At 70.3% G+C, this 25,847-nt stretch carries 25 protein-coding genes; 14 read left to right on the forward strand and 11 right to left on the reverse strand.

The genetic code is table 11. The annotated features are described in order from the left end of the window. The first annotated feature begins 5 nt into the window (after nt 1-5). A complete protein-coding gene (locus ABEB12_RS03975; protein ID WP_185058997.1) occupies nt 6-344 on the forward strand; it encodes a hypothetical protein in 339 nt (112 codons plus the stop codon). Here the strand turns inward: ABEB12_RS03975 and ABEB12_RS03980 are convergent. Continuing rightward, nucleotides 337-1,761, reverse strand: coding sequence for an amidase (locus tag ABEB12_RS03980; RefSeq protein WP_185058998.1), 1,425 nt, complete (start codon nt 1,759-1,761; stop codon nt 337-339). The two genes, ABEB12_RS03975 and ABEB12_RS03980, sit on opposite strands and share 8 nt — an antisense overlap. Then, on the reverse strand, nt 1,758-2,711 hold the full coding sequence (locus ABEB12_RS03985; RefSeq protein ID WP_345702518.1) for a D-2-hydroxyacid dehydrogenase: 954 nt from the start codon (nt 2,709-2,711) through the stop codon (nt 1,758-1,760). Before ABEB12_RS03985 ends, ABEB12_RS03980 begins: the two co-directional genes overlap by 4 nt. Nucleotides 2,712-2,953: 242 nt before the next feature. On the opposite strand from ABEB12_RS03985, the gene ABEB12_RS03990 reads away from it, so the two are divergent. The 7 genes from ABEB12_RS03990 (at nt 2,954) to ABEB12_RS04020 (ending at nt 10,628) form a co-directional block, all read left to right on the forward strand. Next, nucleotides 2,954-3,451: a DUF3830 family protein gene (locus tag ABEB12_RS03990; protein WP_185059000.1), complete on the forward strand. Its 498-nt coding sequence runs from the start codon at nt 2,954-2,956 to the stop codon at nt 3,449-3,451. 13 nt (nt 3,452-3,464) lie between these two features. Next, on the forward strand, nt 3,465-4,238 hold the full coding sequence (locus ABEB12_RS03995) for an aspartate racemase/maleate isomerase family protein (protein WP_185059001.1): 774 nt from the start codon (nt 3,465-3,467) through the stop codon (nt 4,236-4,238). Between the two features lie 54 nt (nt 4,239-4,292). Continuing rightward, nucleotides 4,293-5,024: an aspartate racemase/maleate isomerase family protein gene (locus ABEB12_RS04000; RefSeq protein ID WP_185059002.1), complete on the forward strand. Its 732-nt coding sequence runs from the start codon at nt 4,293-4,295 to the stop codon at nt 5,022-5,024. Between the two features lie 3 nt (nt 5,025-5,027). Next, nucleotides 5,028-5,726, forward strand: coding sequence for an FCD domain-containing protein (locus ABEB12_RS04005; RefSeq protein WP_185059003.1), 699 nt, complete (start codon nt 5,028-5,030; stop codon nt 5,724-5,726). Between the two features lie 409 nt (nt 5,727-6,135). Continuing rightward, complete coding sequence (locus ABEB12_RS04010; protein ID WP_185059004.1) at nt 6,136-7,389, forward strand: aminotransferase class III-fold pyridoxal phosphate-dependent enzyme; 1,254 nt, start codon at nt 6,136-6,138, stop codon at nt 7,387-7,389. A 380-nt stretch (nt 7,390-7,769) separates the two neighbouring features. After that, nucleotides 7,770-9,191 carry an amino acid permease gene (locus ABEB12_RS04015; protein WP_185059005.1) on the forward strand — a complete coding sequence of 474 codons (1,422 nt, stop codon included), beginning with the start codon at nt 7,770-7,772 and terminating at the stop codon, nt 9,189-9,191. Between the two features lie 93 nt (nt 9,192-9,284). Beyond that, complete coding sequence (locus ABEB12_RS04020; protein ID WP_221497548.1) at nt 9,285-10,628, forward strand: MFS transporter; 1,344 nt, start codon at nt 9,285-9,287, stop codon at nt 10,626-10,628. 6 nt (nt 10,629-10,634) lie between these two features. Here ABEB12_RS04020 and ABEB12_RS04025 read toward each other — a convergent pair whose 3' ends face one another. Beyond that, entirely contained in the window at nt 10,635-11,783 is a 1,149-nt protein-coding gene (locus ABEB12_RS04025; protein ID WP_185059006.1) for a P-loop NTPase, read from the reverse strand. Between the two features lie 151 nt (nt 11,784-11,934). Between ABEB12_RS04025 and ABEB12_RS04030 the strand changes: the two genes are divergently transcribed. Continuing rightward, entirely contained in the window at nt 11,935-12,411 is a 477-nt protein-coding gene (locus ABEB12_RS04030; RefSeq protein ID WP_345702519.1) for a MarR family winged helix-turn-helix transcriptional regulator, read from the forward strand. A gap of 18 nt (nt 12,412-12,429) precedes the next feature. On the opposite strand, the gene ABEB12_RS04035 is transcribed toward ABEB12_RS04030, so the two are convergent. Beyond that, a complete protein-coding gene (locus ABEB12_RS04035; protein ID WP_185059008.1) occupies nt 12,430-12,921 on the reverse strand; it encodes a DUF1003 domain-containing protein in 492 nt (163 codons plus the stop codon). Further along, nucleotides 12,914-14,284 carry a magnesium transporter MgtE N-terminal domain-containing protein gene (locus tag ABEB12_RS04040; protein ID WP_185059009.1) on the reverse strand — a complete coding sequence of 457 codons (1,371 nt, stop codon included), beginning with the start codon at nt 14,282-14,284 and terminating at the stop codon, nt 12,914-12,916. Before ABEB12_RS04040 ends, ABEB12_RS04035 begins: the two co-directional genes overlap by 8 nt. A gap of 307 nt (nt 14,285-14,591) precedes the next feature. On the opposite strand from ABEB12_RS04040, the gene ABEB12_RS04045 reads away from it, so the two are divergent. The 5 genes from ABEB12_RS04045 to ABEB12_RS04065 all read left to right on the forward strand — a co-directional run bounded on the left by ABEB12_RS04045 (nt 14,592) and on the right by ABEB12_RS04065 (nt 18,099). Beyond that, nucleotides 14,592-15,113, forward strand: a complete 522-nt coding sequence (locus ABEB12_RS04045; RefSeq protein WP_185059010.1) for a DUF6875 domain-containing protein — start codon at nt 14,592-14,594, stop codon at nt 15,111-15,113. Continuing rightward, a complete protein-coding gene (locus tag ABEB12_RS04050) occupies nt 15,113-15,814 on the forward strand; it encodes a tryptophan 2,3-dioxygenase family protein (protein ID WP_221497549.1) in 702 nt (233 codons plus the stop codon). Before ABEB12_RS04045 ends, ABEB12_RS04050 begins: the two co-directional genes overlap by 1 nt. A gap of 221 nt (nt 15,815-16,035) precedes the next feature. After that, nucleotides 16,036-16,158, forward strand: coding sequence for a hypothetical protein (locus ABEB12_RS04055; protein ID WP_345702520.1), 123 nt, complete (start codon nt 16,036-16,038; stop codon nt 16,156-16,158). Further along, on the forward strand, nt 16,155-17,027 hold the full coding sequence (locus ABEB12_RS04060; protein WP_345702521.1) for a PhzF family phenazine biosynthesis protein: 873 nt from the start codon (nt 16,155-16,157) through the stop codon (nt 17,025-17,027). The genes ABEB12_RS04055 and ABEB12_RS04060 overlap by 4 nt, the downstream gene beginning before the upstream one ends. 115 nt (nt 17,028-17,142) lie before the next feature. Further along, nucleotides 17,143-18,099, forward strand: a complete 957-nt coding sequence (locus tag ABEB12_RS04065) for an aldolase/citrate lyase family protein (RefSeq protein WP_185059011.1) — start codon at nt 17,143-17,145, stop codon at nt 18,097-18,099. A gap of 555 nt (nt 18,100-18,654) precedes the next feature. On the opposite strand, the gene ABEB12_RS04070 is transcribed toward ABEB12_RS04065, so the two are convergent. The 6 genes from ABEB12_RS04070 to ABEB12_RS04095 all read right to left on the reverse strand — a co-directional run. After that, on the reverse strand, nt 18,655-19,722 hold the full coding sequence (locus ABEB12_RS04070; RefSeq protein WP_345702522.1) for a M20/M25/M40 family metallo-hydrolase: 1,068 nt from the start codon (nt 19,720-19,722) through the stop codon (nt 18,655-18,657). Nucleotides 19,723-19,733: 11 nt separating this feature from the next. After that, entirely contained in the window at nt 19,734-22,289 is a 2,556-nt protein-coding gene (locus tag ABEB12_RS04075) for a Pls/PosA family non-ribosomal peptide synthetase (protein WP_185059012.1), read from the reverse strand. Beyond that, nucleotides 22,255-23,271 (reverse strand): 2,3-diaminopropionate biosynthesis protein SbnA, encoded by a 1,017-nt coding sequence (gene sbnA, locus ABEB12_RS04080; protein WP_185059013.1) that lies wholly within the window; start codon nt 23,269-23,271, stop codon nt 22,255-22,257. The genes ABEB12_RS04075 and sbnA overlap by 35 nt, the downstream gene beginning before the upstream one ends. 43 nt (nt 23,272-23,314) lie before the next feature. Then, on the reverse strand, nt 23,315-24,382 hold the full coding sequence (gene sbnB / locus ABEB12_RS04085; RefSeq protein ID WP_185059014.1) for a 2,3-diaminopropionate biosynthesis protein SbnB: 1,068 nt from the start codon (nt 24,380-24,382) through the stop codon (nt 23,315-23,317). After that, nucleotides 24,379-25,383: a TauD/TfdA family dioxygenase gene (locus ABEB12_RS04090; protein ID WP_185059015.1), complete on the reverse strand. Its 1,005-nt coding sequence runs from the start codon at nt 25,381-25,383 to the stop codon at nt 24,379-24,381. Before ABEB12_RS04090 ends, sbnB begins: the two co-directional genes overlap by 4 nt. Before the next feature lie 13 nt (nt 25,384-25,396). Continuing rightward, on the reverse strand, nt 25,397-25,847 hold a 451-nt coding region (locus ABEB12_RS04095), incomplete at its 5' end, for a phosphopantetheine-binding protein (protein WP_345702523.1).

The following is a 25,847-nucleotide window of genomic DNA, read 5'->3' on the forward strand; positions in this document are numbered from 1 at the left end:
GGGCTATGACCCCTTCACTGGACGGGCGCAGTTTCGCCGCCGTGGGCGACACGGTCGAGGGCGAGGTGGGCGAGGGAACGGTGTTCGCCTACCACGAGAACGACGGTGAGATCTGGGCGCACTACTCGGGTGGTGCGGTCCGGCGCGGGTACCTGGTCGGTACCCGCGCCGGTGATCGCCTGGACTTTCGCTACTCCCAGCTCAACGCCCGGGGCGAGACCTCCAGCGGGCACTGCGTCTCCTCGGTCAGCCAGCTCGCCGACGGCCGGCTGCGGATGGACGAGACCTGGGAGTGGGAGTCCCGCCCCGGCGCCGGCACCAGCGCCGTCGAAGAGATCACCTGAGCAGGGTCGGCTGGCGGGTGTGCCAGTCGGTGGCCTGCTGGAAGGCGTGCGCGGCCGCCAGCACCTGCGCGTCGGCGTGCCGGGGACCGATGATCTGCAGCCCGATCGGCAGCCCTGACGAGGTGAAGCAGCAGTTCACGCTGGCCGCCGGTTGCTGGGTCATGTTGAACGGGTAGGTGAACGGGGTCCAGCCGGTCCACCGAGGTGACGCCGAACCGGCCGGCGCCTCCACACCGGCCTCGAACGCCGGGATCGGCATGGTCGGCGTCAGCAGCAGCGGGTAGCGCTCGTGGAAGGCGCCCATCAGCGTGCCCATGTCGTTGCGCACCGCCATCGCGGTGAGGAAGTCGATCGCGGAGTACTCGCGGCCGGCCGCGACGATCTCGGCCAGCCCGGGGTCCAGCTTGGCCAGTCCCTCGTCGTCCAGGTGCTCCACGCACTTGGCCGCGCCGGCGAACCACAGCACGTGGAACGGGTCCACCGGGTCGGCGAACCCGGGGTCCTCCTCGGTGACCTCGGCGCCCAGCGCGGCGAACACCCGCACCGCCTCGGCGAACGCGGCGGCCACCTCCGGGTGCACCGACACGTAGCCCAGCGTCGGGCTGGCCGCGATCTTCAGCCCGCGCAGCGCGGAGGTGGCGCCGGAGAGCGCCGGCACGCACGGCCGGGTGACCGGCGGCAGCGCCCACGGGTCCCGGGTGTCGGTGCCGGAGATGACGTCCAGCAGCAGCGCCGCGTCGGCCGCGGTGCGGGTCATCGGGCCGACGTGCGCCAGCGTGCCGAACGGGCTGCCCGGGTGGTGCGGCACCAGCCCGTAGGTGGGCTTGTGCGCGACGATCCCGCTGAACGAGGCGGGGATGCGCACCGAACCGCCGCCGTCCGTGCCCAGGCTGCCGGCGCCCATGCCCAGCGCCACCGCCGACGCGCTGCCGCCCGAGGAGCCGCCGGCGGTCAGTGAGGGGTCCCAGGCGTTGCGGGTGATGCCGTGCCGGGGTGAGTCGGTGACGCCCTTCCAGGCCAGCTCGGGGGTGGTCACCTTGCCCAGCAGCACGGCGCCGGCGGCGCGAACCCGGGCCACCGGCGGGCCGTCCACCTCCCACGGGCCGGTCGCGTCGACGGTCAGCGAGCCGCGCAGGGTCGGCCAGCCCTTGGTGAGCAGGATGTCCTTGATGGAGATCGGCACCCCGTCCAGCGGGCCGACCGGCCGGCCGTCCCGCCAGCGCGCCTCGGACGCCCGCGCGGCCCGCAGCGCGCCGGCCGCGTCCACCAGGCAGTAGGCGTTTACCTGCTGGTTCAGCGCCTCGATCCGGTCCAGCGCGTCCTGGGTGGCCCGCACCGGGGAGAGTTCGCCGGAGCGGTATCCGGCCAGCAGCTCGGTCGCGGAGAAATCGGCGGTGGAGACTGCTGTGCTGGTCATGCTCGGCTCCCGGCGGGTTCAGCTGTGTCGGAACGTACGTATCCGGAGTGCTTGTCGACCACGTTGCGCAGGGTCTGCCCGGCGCGGTAGCGGTCCAGGTTCTCGGTGAACAGCTCGGCCAGCGAGTCCCGCCAGCCGATCGCGTCCCCGGACATGTGCGGCGAGACGATCACGTTGGGCAGCGCCCACAGCGGGGAGTCCTCGGGCAGCGGCTCGCGCTCGAAGACGTCCAGCGCCGCGCCGGCCAGCCGGCCCTCGGTCAGCGCCTCCACCAGGTCGGACTCCACCACCAGCGGTCCCCGGCCGACGTTGACCAGCCGCGCCCGCGCGGGCAGCCGCGCCAGCAGCGAGGCGTTCACCATGCCCCTGGTCTGCTCGGTCAGCGGTGCGGCGAGCACCAGGTAGTCGGTGTCCGGGAGCAGGCCGTCCAGCTCTTCGATGCCGTGCACGCCCGGCCGGGCGGTGCGCCCGACCAGGTGGCTGCGCAGGCCGGCGGCGTTCAGCAACGCCGAGGTGGCCGCACCGATCGGGCCGCCGCCGACCACCACCGCCCGCTTGCCGGCGATCGTCTCGGTCTCCCGGTGCCGCCACTCGCGGTCGTTCTGCTGGCGCAGCGTGCCGGGCAGGTCCTTGGCGAACGCCAGCACCATGGCCAGCACGTACTCGGCGATCGGCGCATCGAACACCCCGCGCGAGTTGGTCAGCACCACGTCGGAGGCGACCATCTCCGGGAAGGTCAGCCGGTCCACCCCGGCGCTGGACGTGTGCACCCAGCGCAGCGCGTCGGCGGCCGGCCACGCCTGGTGCAGGGCGTCGCCGACGGTGAACTCCCACACGAACAGCACGTCCGCGCCGGGCAGCGCGCCGGCCAGTTCACCCGGTGTGGCGTAAAGAACGCTGGCCGGGGTATCCAGCCTCGGTCGAGGGTCGGCGGGGTTATCGCCGAGCAACACCACGACCGTCGGATCGGCACTCTGAGCTGGGAGAAGTGTCAACGTTGGGTTACCTCGTGACGTCTGGGTAAAAACTGCCGGGAATGGCCTGAGCGAGGCCTGTCAAGACATTGACACGCTAGGAACCCCTCGTATGATTGTCAACAATCCGCAGTCGTTGCTGGCCGGAGATCTAAGTTGAGAGGGCCGGTGGCGGCGGGTTTGCTGCTGGCCCCATCTGTTGTTTGAGGAGGGGAGCCATGGCACGCCGGATCAAGATCACACTCGCCAAGCGCGGGGTGTCCTGCATCGCCGAACTGCTGGAGAAGCAGGCGCCGCGTACCTGCGCCGCGGTCTGGGCCGCACTGCCGCGGGGCGGTGACGCCCAGCATGCGAAGTACGCGCGCAACGAGGTGTACACGATGGTTCCCCGGTTCGCCGAGGAAGAAGTCGGCATGGAGAACCCGACGGTCACCCCGATCCCCGGTGACGTGGTCTACTTCTCGTTCCCCGGCGGCATGCTGGACGAGGAGTTCAAGAAGGACCAGGGCGTCGAACACCTGCCCGGCGTGGTCGACCTGGCGATCTTCTACGGCCGGAACAACCTGTTGCTGAACGGGGACGTCGGCTGGGTCCCGGGCAACGTGTACGCCACCATCACCGAGGGCCTCGAGCAGATGGCTCAGGCCTGCCACGACGTGTGGCGCTCGGGCAGCGTGGGCGAACGACTGGTTTACGAACGGCACTCCGAGGCCTAGGGCACGCACGCACATGCCCACCGAGCTGTCCGTCGGCTTCACCGGTGGTCTGGCCGATGCCGACAACGACCATCGCGGGATCGGCGTGGTTGCGCCGTTCGACTTTGCGCTGGACCGCGAGCTGTGGCGTTGGGTACCCGACAACGTGTCGCTGTACCTGACCCGCATGCCGTTCTTCACCACCCCGGTCACCGTGGAGATGGCCTCGGCGGTGAGCGAGCGGTCGGTGGTCCGGCGGGCCACCATGGATGTGCTCACCCCGGAGCCGGACGTGGTCGTCTACGCGTGCACGTCCGGCTCCTTCGTCGGCGGCATTCTCGGGGAGAAGCTGCTGGTCCGGACCATGGTGGACGCCGGGGCGCCGGCCGCGTGCACGACCTCCGGCGCGCTGATCGAGGCGCTGGAGCTGCTCGGCGTGCGCAAGCTGGCCATCGCCACGCCCTACGTGGACGAGATCACCTCACTGCTGGTGGCCTACCTGGCGGAGAACGGGGTGCGGACCGTGGCCAGCAGTGGCCTCGGCCTGCTCGGCCACATCTGGCGGGTGCCGTACCAGACCGTGGTGGACATCGTCCGCTCGGTGGACGTGCCGGACGCCGACGCACTCTTCATCAGCTGCACCAACCTGCCCACCTACGACGTCATCGAGCCCCTGGAGAAAGCCCTCGGCAAACCGGTGCTCACCGCGAACCAGGTGACGATGTGGTCCGCCCTGCGGGCGATGGGCCTGGGCGGCATCGGCGCCGGCCAGTCGCTGCTGAACACCGGTGAGGCTCCGGCGGCTTGACTTTCTCTTGACCCTCGCCGTGCGCGGCTTAACACGTTAGGATTGTTGACAATCATGCAAAGCATCGGATTCCTGTACCCCGGTTACAGCGCCGAGGACGACTACCCGACGGCGCAGGCCCTGCTGGGCGCCGACGCGCCCCGCCTGCTGGTCACCCACACCGAGATGCGGGAGGACGCGCACCGGGTGGACGCGCTGCTCGATATCGGCTCCGACGACGTGCTCGCGGCCGGCGCCCGGGAGCTCAAGGAGCAGTGTGACGCGGTGATCTGGGCCTGCACCTCGGGCAGCTTCGTGTTCGGCCGGGACGGTGCCGAGGCCCAGGTCCGCGCGCTCGGCGAGGCCGCCGGCGTGCCCGCGTCCAGCACGTCCTTCGCGTTCACCGACGCCTGCGCCCGGCTGGGCGTCACCCGGGTGGCCGTGGCCGCCACCTACCCGGACGACGTGGCCGAGCGGTTCGTCGCGTTCCTGGCCAGCGAGGGGGTGGAGGTGGTGCGGCTGTCCACGCTCGGCATCATCACCGCCGCCGAGGTCGGCACGCTCGAGCGGGACCGGGTGCTCGAGGTCGCCGAGGCCGGCGACCACCCGGACGCCGAGGCGGTGCTGCTGCCGGACACCGCGCTGCACACCATGGGCTGGCTGGACGACCTGGAGCGGCGCCTGGGCAAGCCGGTGCTCACCGCGAACCAGGTCAGCATCTGGCAGGGCTTGCGCCTGGCCGGCGACCGTACCCCGAGGAACGGCCTCGGTACGCTACTGCGCACCCCGCCCTCTCAGGAGAAATAAACCATGATCCCGGGCAGCGTCGAGCTGGAACCGGTGGACCGGAAATCCACCCCCGCCCTGGTCGCCGACCAGCTGCGGTCCGCCATCATGCGCGGCACGCTGCCGCCCGGCGCGCAGCTGGGTGAGGTGGAACTGGCCGGCCAGCTCGGCGTCAGCCGGGGTCCGCTGCGGGAGGCCATGCAGCGCCTGGTGGCCGAGGGGCTGCTGCGCAGCGAGCGGCACCGCGGCATCTTCGTCCGCGACCTGGACGGCGCCGACGTGCGGGACGTCTACTCCGTGCGGCTCGCCGTGGAGGGCGCCGCCGGCCGGCTGATCCTGGCCGAGGGCGGCTCCGCGGCGGCCGCCGGGCTGCTCACCGACGTGCTGCGGGTGATGGAGGAGGCCGCGCGGGTCGGCGACCCGGTCGCGCTGGCCGACGCCGACCAGGCGTTCCACTCCACGCTGGTGGCCGCGTCCGGCAGCCCCCGGCTGAAGCGCATCGCGGACGGCCTGCTGGTCGAGACCCGGATGTGCCTGACCGCGCTGCAGGACACCGCGCCGCCGCCGGACGAGCTGGTGGCCGAGCACCGCCTGCTGCGTGACGCGCTGCTCGCCGGCGACCCGGCGCACCTGCTGGCCGTCCTGGAAGACCACATGACCTCCGCCGTGGACCGCATAGTCGGCACCCCCGCCTCATCCCCCGCCGCCCCCATAGCCGGCTAACCCATATCGCAAGCCCCACCAGCCCATATCGCGGGTTCCACCAGCCCATGTCGCGGGTTTCGCCTGCTTGTCTCGCGGATTCGGTCGGTTCTCGAGATCTCGTGCCGTGGACGTGCTGCGCCGGAGGCTCGCCCGCTTCCGCGCCGAGCCGTTTGATCGACATCACTGGTCGGGTCATGCGAGGAAGCGGAGCCGGCGACACCGAGCGACACGGGCCGGCGAAACCCGCGACACGGGCCGGCGAGACCCGCGACACGGGCTGGTGGAACCCGCGATATGGGCTGGTGGGGCTAGCGATATGGGCAAGGGGGCTCGCGATGTGGGGTGGGGAGGGGGTGGACAGGACGGGTGGGCGGGTGGTCCAATGGGATTGTCGACAATCAGACAAGAGTGAGAAATGGAGTGCGTGATGGCGCGGTTGTCCCCGGTGCTCAAGCAGGCCACCCCGGTTCGGGCGACACGGGGCGAGGGCGTGTACCTCTATGACGCCGACGATCGGCGGTACCTTGACTTCACCGCCGGCATCGGCGTGGTCAGCACCGGGCACTGCCACCCGAAGGTGGTCGAGGCCGCGCAGCGCCAGGTCGGCACGCTGATCCACGGCCAGTACACGACGATCATGCACCAGCCGCTGCTCACGCTCACCGACAAGCTGGGCGAGGTGCTCCCGCCGCGCCTGGACAGCGTCTTCTACATGAACTCCGGCAGCGAGGCGGTCGAGGCGTCGGTCCGCCTGGCCCGGCACGCCACCGGCCGGCCGGGGGTCATCTCGTTCTCCGGCGGTTTCCACGGCCGCAGCATGGGCGCGGCCGCGCTGACCACGTCCGGCGGCAAGATCCGCGCCGGCCTCGGCCCGCTGATGCCGGGGGTCTCCGTGGCGCCGTTCCCGTACGCGTTCCGCTACGGCTGGTCGGTGCCGCAGGCCGTTGAATTTGCACTGCGTGAGCTCGACTACCTGCTCATCACCGCCGCTCCGGCGGCGGACCAGGCGGCGTTCATCGTCGAGCCGGTGCTGGGCGAGGGCGGCTACGTGCCCACCCCGCCGGAGTTCCTGGCCGGGCTGCGCGAGCGCGCCGACCGGCACGGCATCCTGCTGATCGCCGACGAGGTGCAGACCGGAGTCGGTCGCACCGGCCGGTTCTGGGGCCACCAGCACACCACCGTCACCCCGGACATCATGGTGATCGCCAAGGGCATCGCCTCCGGCTTCCCGATCTCCGCGATCGCCGCGCCGACCGACATCATGTCCAAGGCGTGGCCGGGCTCGCAGGGCGGCACCTACGGCGGCAACGCGGTGGCCTGCGCGGCCGCCGCCGCCACGCTGGACGTGGTCCGCGAGGAGAACCTGGTGCAGAACGCGGCCGAGCAGGGCACCCGCCTGCTGGAGGGCCTGCGCAAGGTGGCCGCCGACCACCCGGGTATCGGCGACGTGCGCGGCCTCGGCCTGATGGTCGGCAACGAGTTCGTCACGCCGGCCGGTGACCCGGACCCGACGGCCGCCGCCCGGGCGCACGCCGCCGCCGCCGAGCGTGGCCTGCTCCTGCTGACCTGCGGCGCGACCGGCAACGTGGTGCGGATGATCCCGCCGCTGGTGGTCAACTCCGCCCAGATCGACGACGGCATCGCCCTCTGGGCGGACGCGCTCGCGGCCGCGACCGGCTGACCACCGGCGCCGCCCGAGCAGGCAGGGCCGCCCACGCGACGGATCGAAACCGGGTGGGCGGTTCCGCCGTCGGTCGTTGCGGAATGCCGCGTCAGGCCGACCAGCGCCACAAACGTCGCGCCTGGCCAAATTCCGGCCGGTACGCCAAAGAAGCCGACCTCGACCGGCTGCTTGTTCCGTTGGTTGTTCCGTTTGGCCGCCCTGATAACCATCATCAATGCTATAGAGAGTGCGGTCGCGAAAATGGCGAGCATGACACCGGTGACTATGTTTCCGGTCAATCCGTCCAACGCGATTTGCCGCCCGGCCGCGGAGATTTCGGGGAACTCGATTCACCCTTACGGGTTGCCTAATCACGAATTGAGTGGCAGCTTAGTCGGATGAGTACCGAGGGGCGACACGTCGAGGGGGAGGGCGCCGGGTCGGCGGACACGGCGACCGCGCAGGGGCTGAGTCAGGGCCTTCGGCAGCGGCATGTGCGCATGATCGCGCTGGGCGGGATCATCGGCGCGAGCCTGTTCATCGGCAGCGGTTCGGTGATCAATACCGTGGGGCCGGCGGCGGTGCTGTCCTATGCGCTGGGCGGGCTGCTCGTGGTGCTGGTGATGCGCATGCTCGGCGAGATGGCGAACGCCTCGCCGAAGCTGGGCTCGTTCATGGAGTACGCGCGCGAGTCGCTGGGCGGCTGGGCGGGCTTCACCGTCGGCTGGCTGTACTGGTACTTCTGGGTCGGCGTGGTCGCGTTCGAGGCGGTGGCCGGGCCGAAGATCCTCAGCCACTGGTTCCCGGCCATCCCCGCGTGGGCGATGTCCCTGGTGCTCATGTTGCTGCTGACCATCACCAACCTGGTCTCCGTGCGCTCCTTCGGCGAGACGGAGTTCTGGCTGGCCTCGGTGAAGGTGGCCACGATCACGGTGTTCCTGGTGATCGGCACGCTGTTCGCGCTCGGCCTGTGGCCGGGGGCGACCTTCTCCGTGCCCAACATCGCGCAGGACGGCTTCCTGGCTCACGGCTGGGCCACCGTCATCCAGGGCGTGGTGATCGTGATCTTCTCCTACTTCGGCGCCGAGATCGTCACCATCGCCGCGGCGGAGTCCCAGGAGCCGGGCAAGGCCATCCGCAAGGCCACCGCCACGGTCGCCTGGCGGGTGGTGCTGTTCTACGTGGGCTCGATCGCCCTGCTGGTGATGATCACGCCCTGGCGCGACGTGCCGCACGACGGTACGACCAGCCCGTTCGCCGCCGCGTTCACCCGCTTCGGGCTCCCGGCGGCCGAGACGATCGTGAACCTGGTGGTGCTCACCGCGGTGCTGTCCGTGCTCAACTCGGGCCTGTACACCGCGTCGCGGATGCTGTTCGCGCTGAACCGGCACGGTTGGGCACCGGGCTGGGTCCGGGACACCAATCGGCGGGGCGTGCCGTGGAAGGCGATCCTGCTGTCCGCCGCCGGCGGGTACGTCGCCGTGATCATGAACTACGTCGCGCCCAAGCAGATCTTCGACTTCATCATGAACTCCTCCGGCGCGGTCGCGCTGTTCGTCTACGCCATCATCGCCGGCTCGCAGCTGCGCATGCGGCGGCGGCTGGAGCGGGACAACCCGGAGGCGCTCACCCTGCGCATGTGGGGCTACCCCTGGCTGAGCTGGCTGACCCTGGCCGGCACGCTGTTCGTGGTGGCCTCCATGGCGTTCGTGGAGAGCGCACGCAGCCAGTTGTGGCTGACCCTGATCAGCGTCGCGGTGGTGCTGATCGCCTACCTACTGGTGCGGCGAAGGGTCCCGGCTACCTCTGAACCGCACTAAATCAGTATCAGCTTGGTTTCGATCACCCGAAAGAGTGTGTCCTGCTTCACTCTCGGCGGTAGCGTCCGCGCACCGACTCGCCCGGGAGAGACCATGACCGAGCCAGCACCGAGCAACGCGACGCCGGCAGCCCCGTCCGTCCCGATGAGCAGGATCGCCGGGGCATCCTTCGCCGGGACCACGATCGAGTTCTACGACTTCTTCATCTACGGCACCGCGGCGGCGCTGGTGTTCGGGCCGGTGTTCTTCCCCACGCTCGGCCCGGCCGCCGGCACGGTCGCCGCGTTCGCCACGTTCGGCGTGGCGTTCTTCTTCCGGCCGCTGGGCTCGATCGTGTTCGGGCACCTCGGTGACCGCCTCGGCCGCAAACGCACGCTGATCTACACGTTGCTGCTGATGGGCATCTCGACCTTCGCCATCGGGCTGATACCGACCGCCGAGTCGATCGGTCCGGCGGCGCCGCTGATCCTGGTGGTGCTGCGCGCGCTGCAGGGTGTCGCGGTGGGTGGCGAGTGGGCCGGCGCGGCGCTGCTGACCACCGAGTTCGCCCCGGCCGGCCAGCGCGGCCGGTACAGCATGTTCCCGCAGCTCGGACCGTCCATCGCGTTCGGCCTCTCCAGCGCGACGTTCCTGGTCACCGCGCTGACCATGAGCCCGGCCAGTTTCGCCGCCTGGGGCTGGCGGCTGCCGTTCCTGCTCAGCATCGTGTTGGTCGGAATCGGCCTCTACATCCGGTTGAAGATCACCGAGACGCCGGTGTTCGCCCAGGCGCTGGCCCGCAGGGAGCCGGTGAAGCTGCCGTTCAAGGACGTGTTCCGCCACCAGTGGCGCGAGGTGCTGCTCGCCGGCGGCACGCTGACCATGGTGTTCGGCTTCTTCTACATCAGCACCGTGTACCTGACCAGCTACGCCGGGCAGGCGAAGGGCGTCGGGGTGCTCGGGCTGTCGCGGCCCACCGTGCTGGTCGGCGGGATCGTCGGCGCGGCCGGATTCGCGCTGGCCTGCGTGGTCTCGGCGACGCTGTCCGACCGGCTCGGCCGGCGACGCCTGGTCGTGGCGGGCAACCTGGCGGCCGTGGTCGTCGGCCCGTTGGCGTTCCTGATCATGCAGCCGGGCAACGCGGCGTCGTTCTTCCTCGGGATCACGTTGCTGCTGGTGGTGGTGGGGATCCCGTACGGCCCGGCCGCCGCCTACCTGCCCGAGCTGTTCCAGACGCGCTATCGCTATACCGGGGCCGGCATGGGCTACAACCTGGCCGGCATCCTCGGTGGCGCGCTGCCACTGGCCATCGCCGCGCCGCTGACCGCCGCCTACGGCGGAATCGGGGTCGGGGCCTACCTGGCGCTGCTCGGGCTGCTCAGCACGCTGTGCGTGCTGGCCCTGCGGGAGACCAGGGACGTGGTGATCGACGCGGCACCGGCGGCGGCGACCGCCTGAGCCCCGCTACTTCCGAGTCGGAGTGATCCCCAGGCTCATCCCGGCCAGGCCCCGCGCCCGGCTGGTGAGCCGGTCGGCCACGCCGGAGAGCGCCTTCGCCGCGTCGGTCTCCGGGGCGGAAAGCACCAGCGGGTTGCCCGCGTCGCCGGCCTCGCGCAGCTTCGGGTCCAGCGGGATCTGGCCGAGCAGCGGCACCGGGGCGCCCAGCGCCTGGGACAGCGAGTCGGAGACCTGCTGCCCGCCGCCGGTGCCGAACACCTCCATCCGGCCGCCGTCCGGGGTGACCAGCCAGGACATGTTCTCCACCACACCGACCAGGCGCTGGTGGGTCTGCAGGGCGATCGAGCCGGCCCGCTCGGCCACCTCGGCGGCGGCCTGCTGCGGCGTGGTGACCACCAGGATCTCCGCGTTCGGGATCAGCTGCGCGCAGGAGATGGCCACGTCACCGGTGCCCGGCGGGAGGTCCAGCAGCAGCACGTCCAGGTCGCCCCAGAACACGTCGGCCAGGAACTGCTGCAGTGCCCGGTGCAACATCGGGCCACGCCAGGTGACGGCGGCGTTGCCCTGGGTGAACATGCCGATGGAGATGACCTTCACGTCATGCGCCTGCGGCGGCATGATCATGTCGTCCACCTTGGTCGGGCGGGTGTTCGCGCCCAGCATGCGCGGCACGGAGTGCCCGTAGATGTCGGCGTCCAGCACGCCGACCGAGAGCCCGCGCGCGGCCATCGCCGCCGCCAGGTTCACCGTGACCGAGGACTTGCCCACCCCGCCCTTGCCGGACGCGACGCAGTAGACCCTGGTCAGCGAGCCCGGCTGGGCGAACGGGATGACCGGCTCCTTGGAGTCGCCGCGCAGCGAACGGCGCAGCTCGGTGCGCTGTTCGTCGCTCATGACATCTAGCTCGACCCGCACCTCGCGCACGCCCGGCACCTCGGAGACGGCCGCGCGCACCCGGGAGGTGATCGTTTCTCGCATCGGGCAGCCGGCCACGGTGAGGTACACGGCCACGTCGACCGTGCCGTCGGCGCCGATGGCTACCTGTTTGACCATGCCGAGCTCGGTGATCGGCCGATGGATCTCCGGGTCCTCGACGCGCGCCAGCGCGGCGCGGACGGCGTCCTCGCTGATGGCGGTGTGCGATGTCGTGGTCATCCAGGCCATGGTACGTGCGGGTGCATGGCGGGCGCCGCCTGGTGGCGCTACGAAAATTCGGCGACGGGTTGTAATATCTGATCTCATGGCGGCCGTCGCGGCAATCGAAAGCGATCCTGTGGACGCGTCCGCTGGTGCGGAGCCTGACCCGGTGGCGCCCACCGTCGAGTCGGGAGAGCTCTCCGCGTGGCGCAGCTACCTACGCGGCCATGCCACGGTGACCCGCGCCCTGGAGGCCGAGCTGATCGCCGAGCACGGCCTTTCGCTGGCCGCCTACGACGTGCTGGCGCAGCTCGCCGAGGCGCCGGGCCGCCGGCTGCGCATGACCGAGCTGGCCGGGGCGGTGCTGCTGTCCCGCTCCGGGGTGACCAGGCTGATCGACCGGCTGGAGCGTCTCGGGCTGGTCGGGCGCTGCCGGGTACGGGAGGACGGCCGGGGCGTGGCGGCGACGCTCACCGAGCGCGGGTTGGACGCCCTGCGGCGCGCATCGCGGCTGTACGTGAACGGCGTGGCCAGGCATTTCGCCGAGCGGCTCGGCCCGGCCGAACTGCGCCAGCTGCGCCGGATCAGCCAGACGCTGGCCGAAGCCGGTCCCCGGCCGGACGCCGAGCCCGAGGTCCTCGAGTAGGCCCGGTTCTCGAGCGGGTCAGCGCTTGCGCGATCGTTCGTTGGTGGGCAGCCGCTCGGCCAGCTTCTCCAGCTCTCCCCGCAGGTAGTCGCGGGTGGCCACCTCCCCGATGGCGACGCGCAACGCGGCCAGCTCGCGGGCCAGGTACTCGGTGTCCGCCTTGGTCTGCGCGGCCCGGTTGCGGTCCTCCTCGAGCGACACCCGGTCCCGGTCGTCCTGGCGGTTCTGCGCGAGCAGGATGAGCGGCGCCGCGTAGGCGGCCTGGGTGGAGAAGGCCAGGTTGAGCAGGATGAACGGATAGGGGTCCCACTGCCAGCTGAACGCGGCCAGGTTCAGCGCGATCCACACGATCACGATGACGGTCTGGATGCCCAGGTAGCGGCCGGTGCCCAGGAACCGCGCGACGCGTTCGGAGAGGCGGGCGAACGCGTCCGGGTCCAGCGCGAGGCGCGGCGAGCGGCGGCCGGCGCGGGGCTGGTCCAGCCGGCGGTTGGAGTGCAGCTCAGGCATCGCGTGGTACCACCTCGGGGTCGTCGCTGTCCCGGCTGTCCTGGCCGCCGTCGGTCCCGTTCGCGCCATCGCCGTTCGCGCCGTTGCCGTTCGGGCCGTTGCCGTTTGCGCCGACGCCGCCGATCTCCCGCTCGCGCCAGCCGGGGGGCAGCAGGTGATCCAACACGTCGTCCACGGTGACCGCGCCGAGCAGGTGGTCCGCGTCGTCCACCACCGGCCCGCAGACCAGGTTGTAGCTGGCGAAGTACCGGGTCACCTCGCCCAGCGTGGCCTCCGGGTGCAGCCAGGTCAGCTCGGCGTCCACGATCCCCGCGACCAGTTCGGCCGGGGGCTCGCGCAGCAGCCGCTGGATGTGCACGACCCCCAGGTAGCGGCCGGTGGGCGTGGAGGTCGGCGGCCGGCAGACGAACACCATGCTGGCCAGCGCGGGCGGCACGTCCGGGTTGCGGACCCTCGCCAGTGCCTCGGCCACCGTGGCATCCGGCTGGACGATCAGCGGCTCCGACGTCATCAGGCCGCCGGCCGTGTCCGCCGAGTAGGAGAGCAGCCGTCGCAGCGGCGCGGACTCCTCCGGCTCCATCAGCTCGAGCAGCCGGTCCGACTCGGCGGTATCCAGCTCGCCGAGCAGGTCGGCGGCGTCGTCCGGGTCCATCGCCTCCAGGACGTCGGCGGCCCGGTCCGGGTCCAGGTGGTGCAGCAGATCCCGCTGGTCGACCTCGGGCAGCTCCTGGAACACGTCGGCCAGCCGCTCGTCGTGCAGCGCGTCGACCACCTCGTGCCGGCGTTTCTCCGGCAGCTCACGCAGCGCGGCGGCGACGTCGGCGGCCCGCATGCCGTCGAACACCGCGAGCAGCCGCTCGGTGCCCTGGTCCTCCTCGGAGACGGTCAGTCCGGACACCTCGGACCAGTCCACCACCCGCACCTGTCCGCGCCGGGCGAGCCGGCCCCGGCGCCGCTCGCGCACGGCGACCCGGCCGATCACCCAGTCCCGCGAGCGGGTCCGTTCGATGCCCGCGTCCACCACGATGAACTCGGCCGTGCCCTCCTGCTCGGGCAGCCGCACCCGCGCGTCGAGCAGCTCGCCGACCACCAGCGTCTCGTTCGGCCGCTGGGAGAACCGCCGCAGGTTCACCACCCCGGTGGTGAGCGTGACCGCCCCCGGGTCGATCGCGGTCACCCGCAGCATCGGGACGAAGATCCGCTGGCGGGTGAGCAGCTCGACAACCAACCCGAGCACCCTCGGCGCCAGTTGGTCCACGCGCAACGCGGTGACCGCGTCCCGGACCTTGCCGATGCGCTCCCCATCCGGCCCGAACACGGCGAGGCCCACCATCTGAGCCACGAACACTCTCGCCGTTCCCATGGTCCAAGTGTCCCGCACTCGGTGCCGGCTTCCTTGCACCGCCGGTCAGACGGGTGGGCGGCAGGGAGACGCTGACGTCATGCGACGGTGGTTCGTGGCTCTCGTTCCTTAAATCAGTGTAAAATTTAAAGGAACGGCGCGGCGCCCGATTGACTCGCTGACCTTAAAATGATAATTAGAGTATACTGAAATGTGCTTCTGCGCAGGGGGACGCTGCATGCACGTCAGAACTGGCGCCCGCATTATCCGGGTTGATCTGGTGGCGGCGAGTGAAGTAGCCGGGTCTACCCGACGGACGAATCTTGAAGTGGTTGACAACTGGTTGCGCACCAGGATTGCCGCGCGCAACCCGGAGCTCGGCCGCCCTGGGGACGTGTGTCCGTTCGTGGGTGGGGCGCTGGTCAACGGTACGGTGACCTACGCGCTGGTGGCCGGCGCCGACCTGACCGCCCTCAACGTGGCCGCCGTGGTCGGCTCGCTCGGAACCAGCTTCGACCGGGTGCGCAGGGAATCGCACCGACCCGACCTGGAAACGGTCATAGTTCTGTTTCCGGACATGGCCGAGGCAATTCTCAAAGAAATCGTCCTCGAGGTTCACCGTACCCTCAAGGACTCCTTTGTCCGGGCGCATCGAATGCTCGGCGAGTTCCTACCGGGATACGAGTCGCCGGGTGTCCACAACCCTCGGTTCCGGCCACTGGCCTCCCCGGTGCCGCTGCTGGTGATCCGGTCGATGGTCGGCAACGACGCGATCTTTCTCCGGGACAGCGAGGACTGGCTGCGCGAGCACCGCAGGCTGCGGATGGGCGAGCTGAAGGAGGGGGCCTGATGAGTGCGGACCTCGGCTACGGCGCCGACGTGATCACCGACGGCCAGTACACGGAGTACATGCGGGTGCGGGAGCTGCTGTCCCTGCAGCGCACGCCGGACGAGGTCGTGCACCGCGACGAGCTGCTGTTCCAGACCGTGCACCAGGCAACCGAGCTGCTGCTCAAGCTGGCCTGCCACGAGGTTCGGGAGGCCGCCGACAGCGCCGAGGCCGGCGAGCACGATCGGGCTGTCCGGCTGCTCGGCCGGGCCGGCCTCGGAATCCAGCAGGTCACCGGACTGTTGGAGCTGCTCGCGCAGATCAGCCCGGGGGAGTTCCAGCGAATCCGGGTCGCGCTGGGGAACGGCTCGGGTGCCGAGTCGCCCGGCTGGCGTGCGGTGCGCAAGGCCAGTGAGCGGCTGAACGACGCCTTCGTCCCGCTGTGCCCCGACCAGGGGTCGCTGGTCGAGTTGTACGCGGGCAGCCCGGACGCGCCGCTGTACCGACTGGCCGAGGCGATGCTGGAATGGGACCAGCGGATAGCGTTGTGGCGCGCCCGGCATTACGAGGTCGCCGCACGGCTGCTCGGGGAGGGCCAGGGCATCGTCGGGACCGCCGGCACGTCCGTCGATGTCATCAGGCAACGCATTCACAAGCGGTTCTTCCCGCGTCTGTGGCAGGCCAGGGCCGCATTGACCGCGTCGGCGAGCTCTTCCCCATAGGGTCGGCGTGTCGAGCTCGAGGGCGACCGGGTCGCCGACGAGCGCTTCGCCCGCGCGGTGGAGATGCTGGGCAACGAGGCAGCGCAGGTACGGGTCGGGGCGCTGCACGCGCTCGCCTCGCCGGCCGGACGACGAACCGCTATCGACAGATCTCCTTCAAGAACGCCGAGTTCGGCGGCGAGGTGGCCTGGGACGGTGCCGAGGTGGGTAGGTTCGTTGATGTGCGAACCGCCGCTCCCGCCGCCCAGGCCGGCGCGCCGCGGATCGGCGCCGACACCGAGGTCCGGGGCGACCCGGCCGGCTGGCACCTCACCACCTCCGAACCGACGGAAGGACGCCCGTGACCGATTCGCTGCGCTTCGATGTGGTCGACGTGTTCGCCGACCGGGCCTTCGCCGGCAACCCGCTGGCCGTGGTGCACGGCGCGGACAAGCTGGACACCGGACAGATGCAGGCCATCGCGCGCGAGTTCAACCTCTCCGAGACCGTGTTCCCGCTGCCGCCGACGCAGCCCGGCGCGAGCTACCTGGCCCGGATCTTCACGCCGGTGGAGGAGCTGCCGTTCGCCGGGCACCCCAGCGTGGGTGTGGCCTGGGTGCTGGCCCGGGACGGGGTGATCCCGGCCGGCGACGCGGTGCAGGAGTGTGGCGCGGGGCTCCTGCCGGTATGGACCGACGCGGCGGGCGCCCGGGTGACCGGCGGCGCGCCGAACGTCGGGCCGGAGCTGGACGCGGTGGCACTGGCCGGTGCGGTCGGGCTGACCGGTGGGGATGTCGACCCGGTCGCGGCGCCCGGGGTCGCCGGGGCCGGGCTGGACCACGTGTTCCTGCCCGTCCGGGCGGACGCGGTGGCCCGGGCGGCGGTGCCGGAGACGGAGACGCTGCGCGCGGCCGCCGGCGGCCGGGGCATGGTCACCGTGATCTCCCTCGACCTGGCCAACTCGCGGGTGCACGCGCGCATGTTCGGCCCCGGCACCGGGGTGCCGGAGGACCCGGCGACCGGTTCGGCCGCCGTAGGCATGGCGGTTTACCTGGTGGACCGGGGGCTGCTGCCGGCGGACGGGGAGTCCAGGTTCACCATCACCCAGGGCGTGGAGATGGGCCGTCCGTCGCGCCTGGAGGTCGGGGTGACCGCCGGGGCCGGCCGGACCACGTCCACCAGCGTCGCCGGCCCGGTGGTCGCCGTCTCCTCCGGACAGATCGTCGCGCCGTAATACATACCGCGACCTCGCGTGGGTGAGAAACCAATCACCTCGGTGGGTCAACCGGGGGAACTCGTGGAAGCATCCACCCGAGAACAGTCGCCGACGACTCAGGAGGCCGAGACCCGTGAGCAGCCCCCGCCCCCGTCGATCCTGCCTGGCGGTCCCCGGATCCAGCCAGAAGTTCATCGACAAGGCCCGCACGCTGCCGGTGGACCAGGTGTTCCTGGACCTCGAGGACGCCTGCGCGCCGCTGGCCAAGCCCGGCGCGCGCAAGACCATCGTCGCCGCGCTGAACGAGGGCGGCTGGGGAGACCGGATCCGGGTGGTCCGGGTGAACGACTGGACCACCGAGTGGACCTACCGGGACGTGGTCGAGGTGGTCGAGGGCGCCGGCGCCAACCTGGACGCGATCATGCTGCCCAAGGTGCAGACCGCCGAGCAGGTCATCGCGCTGGACCTGCTGATCACCCAGATCGAGAAGACCCTGGGCTACGAGCAGGGCCGCATCGGCATCGAGGCGCAGATCGAGAACGCGCTCGGCCTGACCAACGTGAACGCCATCGCCACCGCGTCCCCCCGGGTGGAGACGATCATCTTCGGGCCGGCCGACTTCATGGCCAGCATCAACATGAAGTCGCTGGTCGTCGGCGAGCAGCCGCCGGGTTACGACGTCGGTGACGCCTACCACCACATCCTGATGAGCATCCTGATGGCCGCGCGGGCGCACGACAAGCAGGCCATCGACGGCCCGTACCTGCAGATCAAGGACGTGGACGGGTTCCGCCGGGTGGCCGGTCGGAGCGCGGCGCTGGGCTTCGACGGCAAGTGGGTGCTGCACCCCGGCCAGATCGAGGCGGCCAACGAGGTCTACCGCCCCAGTCAGGCCGACTACGACCACGCCGAGAACATCCTGGACGCCTACGAGTGGTACACCTCCGAGGCGGGCGGCAAGCGCGGCGCGGCGATGCTGGGCGACGAGATGATCGACGAGGCGTCCCGGAAGATGGCGCTGGTGATCTCCGGCAAGGGCCGCGCGGCGGGCATGGCCCGGGGCGACCGCTGGACCCCGCCGGAGGACTGACACGATCCGCACCGCCCGGGTGCGGATCGTGCGCGGCGCCGGTCCGAAGGACGGCCCTGGATGGCGCCGTCCGGGTGGTCTCCCGTGCCTTGGGCTCGGCCCGTTGCGGCTCCGGCCGGGATGCTGGGACGCCGACGCGAGCAGTGGTCATGGTCAAGTAGCCGTCAGAGACGTTGTTCGCCGGTAGAACGTCTCCCGCCGCTACCTGACCAAGAAGTCTTCACCGTCAGGTTGATGTCGATCTCGGATGCAATCTCCACCATGTACCACTCATGAAACGGGTGGGGAAGATGGGCTTTGGGGGTTCTACGGAGGGCCTGTCCATGATCATCAGGGCATGATGGTCGCCTCGAGGCGCTTCCCGCGGCCCTTATTTCCTGATGATCACGAATCGGGGATCGCTCCCGTAACCCCGGTCCGAGCCAAGCCGCAAAGGCAACGGCCGCACTCGAGCCGCGGCAGACCAACCCGGCCGCGGCCGTCCAAGCGATCTTTGGAACCGGCGCCGCACCCTCGCGCCGAATGGCGGCCGGAACCACGGAGCGCGGAAAAGGATCACTCGGTGAGGGTTCCGTTGTAGGAGGCGAAGTACTCGACGGTGGCGGCGGTGGCGCGGATGTTGTGGTCGAGTGCGGTGCGGTTGATGTTCTTGATGGTGTCGCAGGACTTGTGGTAGCACTTGTCGAACACCTCGTCGACCGTGCCGCCCCATGACTTGGCCTGCTCCGAGGTCTTCTCCTTCTCGTCGCCGGTGAACGGCGCGGCGGACGGGATGCCCGCCTTGACGAACGGGTCGTAGTCGGAGTCCTCGACGAAGGGGATCGGCTGGACGGTCACGCCGGTCTTGGTCAGCTGCTCGGACATGACGCGGGCCACGGTCGCCGTGCCCGCGGGTCCGGCTTCCCGGTTCTTCTTCCCGCGCCCGCCGTGCACGAAGTAGCCGGCGTTGGGGGAGGCCACCATGTCCAGGTTCAGGTACAGCATGATCTGCCGGCGTTGCTGGCTGGACAGGTTGTCCACGTAGTAGTCGGAACCGACCATGCCGTCCTCCTCCGAGCCCCAGAACGCGAAGCGCACCGCGTTGGGGAGGTTCGGGGAGCCACCGAGCCGGGTGGCGATCTCCAGCAGCGCGGCGACCCCGGAGCCGTTGTCGTTGATGCCCGGCCCCTCCTTCACCGAGTCGAGGTGCGCACCGAGGAAGACCGTCCGGTTCGGGTCGCCGGTGCGGCTCTGGGCGATGACGTTGCGGTAGCTGCCCTGGCCGCGCCGCGCGCGGTCGCCGTCCGAGTCCGAGGAGTCCGAGTCGGAGGACGGCCGGTAGGTGGGGGTGCTCACCTCGTAGCCGGCGTCGCGCAGCACCTTGACCACGTACTCGACGCTCGCGTCGTAGCCGGGGCTCGGCGTCACCCGGGTGCCGCCGTTGTCGTCGGCGATCTTCTGCAGCGCCTCCAGGTGGGTGTAGGCGGCGGCCTCGCCGACCGCCCTGGACAGCTGGCCGTCGGCGGCCTTCGCCGTTGTCGTCGGTGGTGACGCCGTGCCGCCGCACGCGGCGAGCGTGCCGAGCGCGACCAGTCCGACGCAGAACCGTTTGGCGAGCAGTCGTCCGGCGAGCGGGGTCCTCACCTGGTGTCCCTTCAGCGCAGTTCGGTGGCGGGGTTTCCGACCCAGCGGGTGCGGGGGCTGATCTGCTCGCCCTTCATCAGGAAGCCGTCGGTCTCGAGCACGGAGTCGTGGCCGAGCTCGGTGCCGTAGTGCACCATCGCGCTGACGCCCAGTGTGCACCCGTTGCCGATGGTGATGTAGTCGGATTTGAAGGTTCCGTCTTCCTGCGAGTGGGCCTGGATCTTGGCGTTGGCGTTGAGTGTGACGTCGTCGCCGATGGTGGCCATGGACTTCTCGGAGATGGCGGCTCCGTCGTCGTACAGCCTCTTGCCGACGCGGCCGCCGCCGAGCCGCAGTACGAAGCCCGCGAACGGGGTGCCGCTGTAGGGGGCCAGGTAGTTGACGGTGGTGAGTTTCCAGTACCGCTCGTGGCGCCAGAAGTCGTACTGGTAGATCGAGCAGAACTTCGGCTCCAGCCGGCGGAACCGGGTGGCGGCGCGTTCGACCAGCGCCCAGTAGAGCGTGGTGAAGGCCAACCCGACCACGCCGGCCGCCGCGACGACGGGCACGCCGACGGATCGGTAGAGGTCGGCGGTCAGGGCGGCCAGCGCGACGAGCACCAGGAAATGGATCAGCCGGGTGAGCAGGAACAGGCCCATGGTGGCCTGGTTGTGCAGGTTCTTCGCCCGCAGCCGGATCCGGAACTCCTCGCCGTCGTGCAGGTGGTCGAACCTGCTGTCCCGTTCCACCGAGCGGGGGATCTCGAACGCCGGTGAGCCGAGCAGCCCGACGCCCTGGCGGACCGGTCCGAAGAGGGGGACGGCGACCTTGGTGGCCAGCAGGCAGTTGGCGCCGGTGCGGCCGCCGACCGGGTAGGCAATGTGGTTGCCGAAGTAGTTGTCCGGGCCGATGCTGACCTCGCGGACGCCGAACGAGGTGTGCGAGTAGCCGGCGTTGATCACCGAAAGGCCGTCGGCGATCATCGTGCCGGTGCCGATCTTGGTCAGGTGCGAGTTGTCGTGCTTGAGCTCGGAGCCGAAGTTGGAACCGCTCTGCACCACCGGACGGCCCAGGTCGTAGCCGGCCCAGCGCAGGTAGCCGGTGATGTAGGAGCTGTCGCCGTACAGCTGCTGGAAGAACTTGATGTTGGTCATCCGGGTGATGGTCCGGTGCACCCAGTAGCGGATTCCGTAGAGCGGGTAGAGCCGGTCGGGCGGCAGCAGCGGGCGCAGCATGCGCGGGAGGATGCCCACGGCGAGCAGGCCCAGGAAGATCGAGATGAAGAACCCCTGGATCGCCACGAGCAGGACCTCGGCGTAGTAGGTGGCGCTGTGCACCCCCAGCACCCCCGGGCGGGGCACGGACGGCAGGGTGAACCCGCTGCCGAGCATGACCTCCACCACGGTGAACATCGCGGCCAGCATCGGCGGGCCGAACAGCGCCAGCCGCAGCACCTGCCACACCGAGTAGAAGAACCGGCGGGCGGCGACCCGGTGGGCCGGCGGCACGGTCTGGTAGTTCGCCCGGCTGGGCCGGGCCGGGCAGCCGTGCCAGCGCCGCTGGGGCGGCACGGTCTGGCCCGGGTGCAGCGAGGAGGAGTGGCCCAGCTGTGACCCGTCGCCCATGCGGGTGTTGATGTCGATCACCGTGTTCTCGCCGACGAACACCCGGGCGCCGAGGGAGATCCGGCCGGTGGTGATGACGCCGGCGTGCGCCCGGTAGCCGTTGAAGTACGACTCCTTGCGGATGACCGTGTTCGCGCCGATGGTGAGCAGGTCGGTGCACAGCGGGACGTGCCGGGACAGGATGACCACACCCCGCCCGATCTTCGCGCCCAGCGCCCGCAGGTAGAACAGGTACAGCGGCGAGCCCACGAACAGGACCATCGGGCTGGTCCGCATCAGCGTCTTGACCAGCCAGAACCGCAGGTAGGTCAGGCTCCACAGGCGAATCTGGGCCGGCTTCCAGCGGCCGATGAGCATCCACTTGGCCAGGATCGGCAGCAGGCAGTACGCGGCCAGGCTGCCCAGGCTGAACACCACCGCGCGCTCGTAGACGTTGACCCAGCCCTCGCCGGTGGAGATCCACTCGAAGCCCCGGACCAGCACGAACGCGCCCAGGTAGGCGGCGCCGAGGAAGAACATCAGCTGCAGCGCGCCGCACAGCAGGTAGCTGCGCCGGCTCACCGGCACGATCTCCGGGAGCAGCGGCCGGGCGGGCCGGCGGGGTTGGCTCGGCTCCGGGGCGATCGCCTTGGCCAGGCTCCGGATCGTCGAGTGCTTGTAGACGTCCTTCATCGAGATGGACGGCAGGTCGTCGCTCTTGCGGATGCGGGCGCAGAAGTGCGCCATGCGCAGGGAGTCGGCGTCCAGGTCGTTGAAGAAGTGGCTGTTCACCGACACCCGGGACAGCTGCGCGACCTCGGCGAAGATCTCGCCCAGGGCGCGCTCGAGGTCGGTCGACGCGTCCACGCACCGGACCACCGCCGGTGCCGCCGAAGCCGCGGCCACGGCCGGCACCGCCGGCGCCGGCTCCACCGGCGGCCGGGGGCGGTTATCCGGCAGGACGTTGGCGGACTGGCCAGCCATTCGAGCTCCCCGTGTGAGTGGAGCCAACCGCCGCGGGCTCCAGGTCGCCGTACAGGTCTTGCACCCAGTTGGTCTGGTAGATCGTGTCCAGGTAGCGCTCGCCGAAGTCCGGGGCGATGGCCACCGAGGTCAGGTTGCGCGTGCCGTGCCGGGCGTACCAGTCCATTGCGCCGCTGATCACGGTGCCGGTGGAACCGCCGAACAGGTACCCGGCCCGGGCCAGCCGCCGACAGGTGCGGATGGTGTCCGCCTCGCCGACGTACAGCACCTCGTCCACGTAGGACGCGTCGAGCAACGCCGGCCGGACGCTGGTGCCCAGGCCGGGAATCATCCGCCGGCCCGGCTCGCCGCCGAAGGTCACCGAACCCTCCACGTCGACCGCGACGATCCGTACCCGGGGGTGGCGCTGCTTGAAGTAGCGGGCGCAGCCCATCAGGGTTCCCGTGGTGCCCGCCCCGACGAACAGCACGTCCAGCTGGGGGAACGCCTCGGCGATGGCCGGCGCGGTGGTGCGGTAGTGGGCCAGCCAGCTGTTCGGGTTGGCGTACTGGTTGAGCCACAGGTACCGGGAGTCGGCCGCGCACAGCGCCCGCACGTAGTCCAGCCGGGCGCCGAGGAAACCACCCTCCGCGCTGGGTTCCTTGATCACGTGCACCTGGCTGCCCAGCGCCTCCATCAGCCGCCGCGCCGGCAGGTTGCACCGCGCGTCGGTGACGCACAGGAAGCGGTAGCCCTTGCTGGCCGCGACCATGGCCAGGGCCACGCCGAGGTTCCCGGACGAGGACTCCAGCAGCACGGTGTCCGGGGTGATCAGGCCGTCGCGCTCGGCGGCCTCCACCATCTCCCGGGCGGCCTTGAGCTTGATCGAGCCGGCGAAGTTGAACCCCTCGCACTTCAGGTACAGCGATTGCCCCAGTACCGGCTGGAGGTCAACGTAGAGATCCTCCTCGTTGTACTGGAACGGGACGGAAATGACGGTCACGATCGAGCCCCCTCGGCTCGTGGCGGAACGGTTGTCGGGGTGTTCACCCGTACCGCCGCAGTTCATGGAAGAAGTCGGGTATCAGGTGGGCCTGGCCGGCACTGGTCACCTCGTCGTAGATGAACTTGCCGACGGCCAGGTCGAGTACGCCCAGCCCGAACGGGGAGAACACCAACGGCCGGTCGGCCGGCGGCCTGACCCGGCCGGTCATGACGTCGTCGAGCGTGCCGGTGACGAAGTCGCGGTTGCCGGTGAGCTGTTCGGCCAGGTGCGGGCTGGTGTTCGCCTTGAGGCAGTGCTCGACGTCGTCGAGGATGTTGGTCGAGGCGAGCACGATCTCCGGTGACAGGTCGCGCAGCGACACGTGCAGCACCAGCGGGTTGTGGTCGAACCAGGCCGGGTCGTGCACGTGCGGTTCGCCGGCGATGGTGGCGAACACCACCAGGTCGCTCTCGCGGATCAGTTCCTCGGCGGTGTCGCGCACGGTGATCCGGCCGGTCTCGCCGGTCCCTGCCAGGTAGCCGTGGAAACCTTCGGCGCTGTCGGGTGCGGTGTCGTAGATGCCGATCTGGTCGAACGACCAGTTGGTGCCGGCCAGGTACTGGTGGATGTAGCGGGCGATGAGTCCGGTGCCGAAGAAGCCCACCCGCCGGGGCCGGTCCCGGTCCCGGGTGAGCCAGTCGGCGGCCAGGGCCGCCGAGGCCGCGGTGCGGGTGGCGCTGATGATCGAGCTCTCCAGGCAGGCGATCGGGTAGCCGGTGGCGTGGTCGTTGAGGATCAGCACCGCCGACGCCCTGGGGATGCCGGCGGCCACGTTCTCCGGGAAGCTGGAGATCCACTTCAGCCCGTCCACCCCGATGTCGCCGCCGATGGACGCGGGCAGCGCGATGATCCGCGAGGACGGGCGGTCCGGGAAGCGCAGGAAGTAGGACGGCGGGTTCACCGAGTCGCCGGCGCCGTGCAGCCGGTACGCGTGTTCGATCAGCTCCACGACCTGGTGGTGGCGGTCGCGCAGCGCCTCCTGCACCTGGGCGCCGGAGATCACCGTGAACGGTGCCACCTCGTGCGCGGCGGACTCGGCGTCCCGCGTGGTCGGTTCGGTCGCGGTCATCGTGTCTCCTCCAACGGCCAGCCATCCATGCGCAGCGGGCTGGCCATGCCGACCAGTACTTCGCGTTGCCCGGCGTAGGCCTCGCGGCTGTGGGCGGCACGGATATTGTCGACAATCATGAGGTCGCCGTTACGCCACGGTTCGCGGATGGTATGTGTCTCGTAGGTTTGGTTGATCATGGCGACGGTGTCCGGGGTCAGGGGCTCGCCGTTGCCGTAGTAGGTGTTGAACGGGAGTGATTCGGGGCCGTAGACGTCGACCAGGAATTCGCGTACTTCGGGGTCGAGGGTCCATTCGTTGAGGAAGGCGATCTGGTTGAACCAGCAGTCCTGTCCGGTGATCGGGTGGGCGATGATGGCGTGGCGGCGTTGGCGGGTGCGTAGGCCGCCGTCGGGTTGCCATTGGTAGTCGATGCCGTTGGCGCGGCAGTAGGTTTCGATGGTGGGGCGGTCGTCGGTGCCGAAGGCTTCGGACAGGGGTGAGCCGATGTCGTCGTTGTAGTTGCGCACCAGCAGCCAGCCCTCGCGCTCGAAGCGGGCGACCAGTTCGGTGGGCAGGGCGGTGAGGATTTTCTGGGCGTCGCTGATGCCGGTGGCGCCGCCGGTGGGGGCGGCCTGCAGGCAGGCGAAGAGCATGAGGCCGGGGAACTCGAGGGCGTAGCTGAGTTCGTGGTGCATGCACATCGGCTGGTTGGCCGGCCATTTGGTGGAGGAGTAGACGCCGCCGGGGAAGGGGCGCCGGGTGGCGAAGGACTCCCGGTCGGCCATCAGCCCGCCGGACAGCTCGGTGAACACCGCGGCGACCTGTCCCGGGTCGCGCAGCCCCAGGCCGCGCACCAGCACGCCGCCGTGCTCGGCGACCAGTCCCCGCAGGGTGTCGCGGTGGTGCTGGGCCCAGCTGGTGGGGTTGGGCAGGTCGGGTGTGGGCTGGGCGAACAGCAGGGGTGGCTTGCCCGGCTGGGTGCGCAGGTCGAGCTGGGGCGGGGCGGACGGACTGGTCATCGGGGCGTTCCCTTCAGCGGCTTTCGGTGATGACCGAAGTCATGGGTTCAGGGTTGGGTTGGTTTCGGGTGTCGATCAGTTCGGCGAGTTCGGCGAGGACCGGGTGTTGGGTGATGTCGCGTAGGGACACCTGCCGGTCCAGGGCGATGGCGAGTTTGACCGAGGTGAGGGAGGTGCCGCCGAGTTCGAAGAAGTCGGTGTTCGGGCCGATTTGTTCGACCGGGATGCCGAGGAGGGTGGCCCAGGCGGCGGCGATCCGCTGTTGGGTGGGGGTTTGCGGTGTGTCGTTGCCGCTGGTGGTGGGTTGGGTGGTGGCCAGTTCGGCGGCGTGGGCGGTGAGCGCTTTCTTGTTGATTTTCCCGTTGGCGGTCAGGGGCAAGATCTGCATCCAGTGGAAGGCGGTGGGGACCATGTAGTGGGGCAGGGTTTCGGCCAGGTGCTTGCCCGGTTCGCCTTCGGGGAGG

The sequence above is a fragment of the Actinospineispora eucalypti genome, from assembly GCF_039543365.1.
GTDB lineage: Bacteria > Actinomycetota > Actinomycetes > Mycobacteriales > Pseudonocardiaceae > Pseudonocardia > Pseudonocardia eucalypti.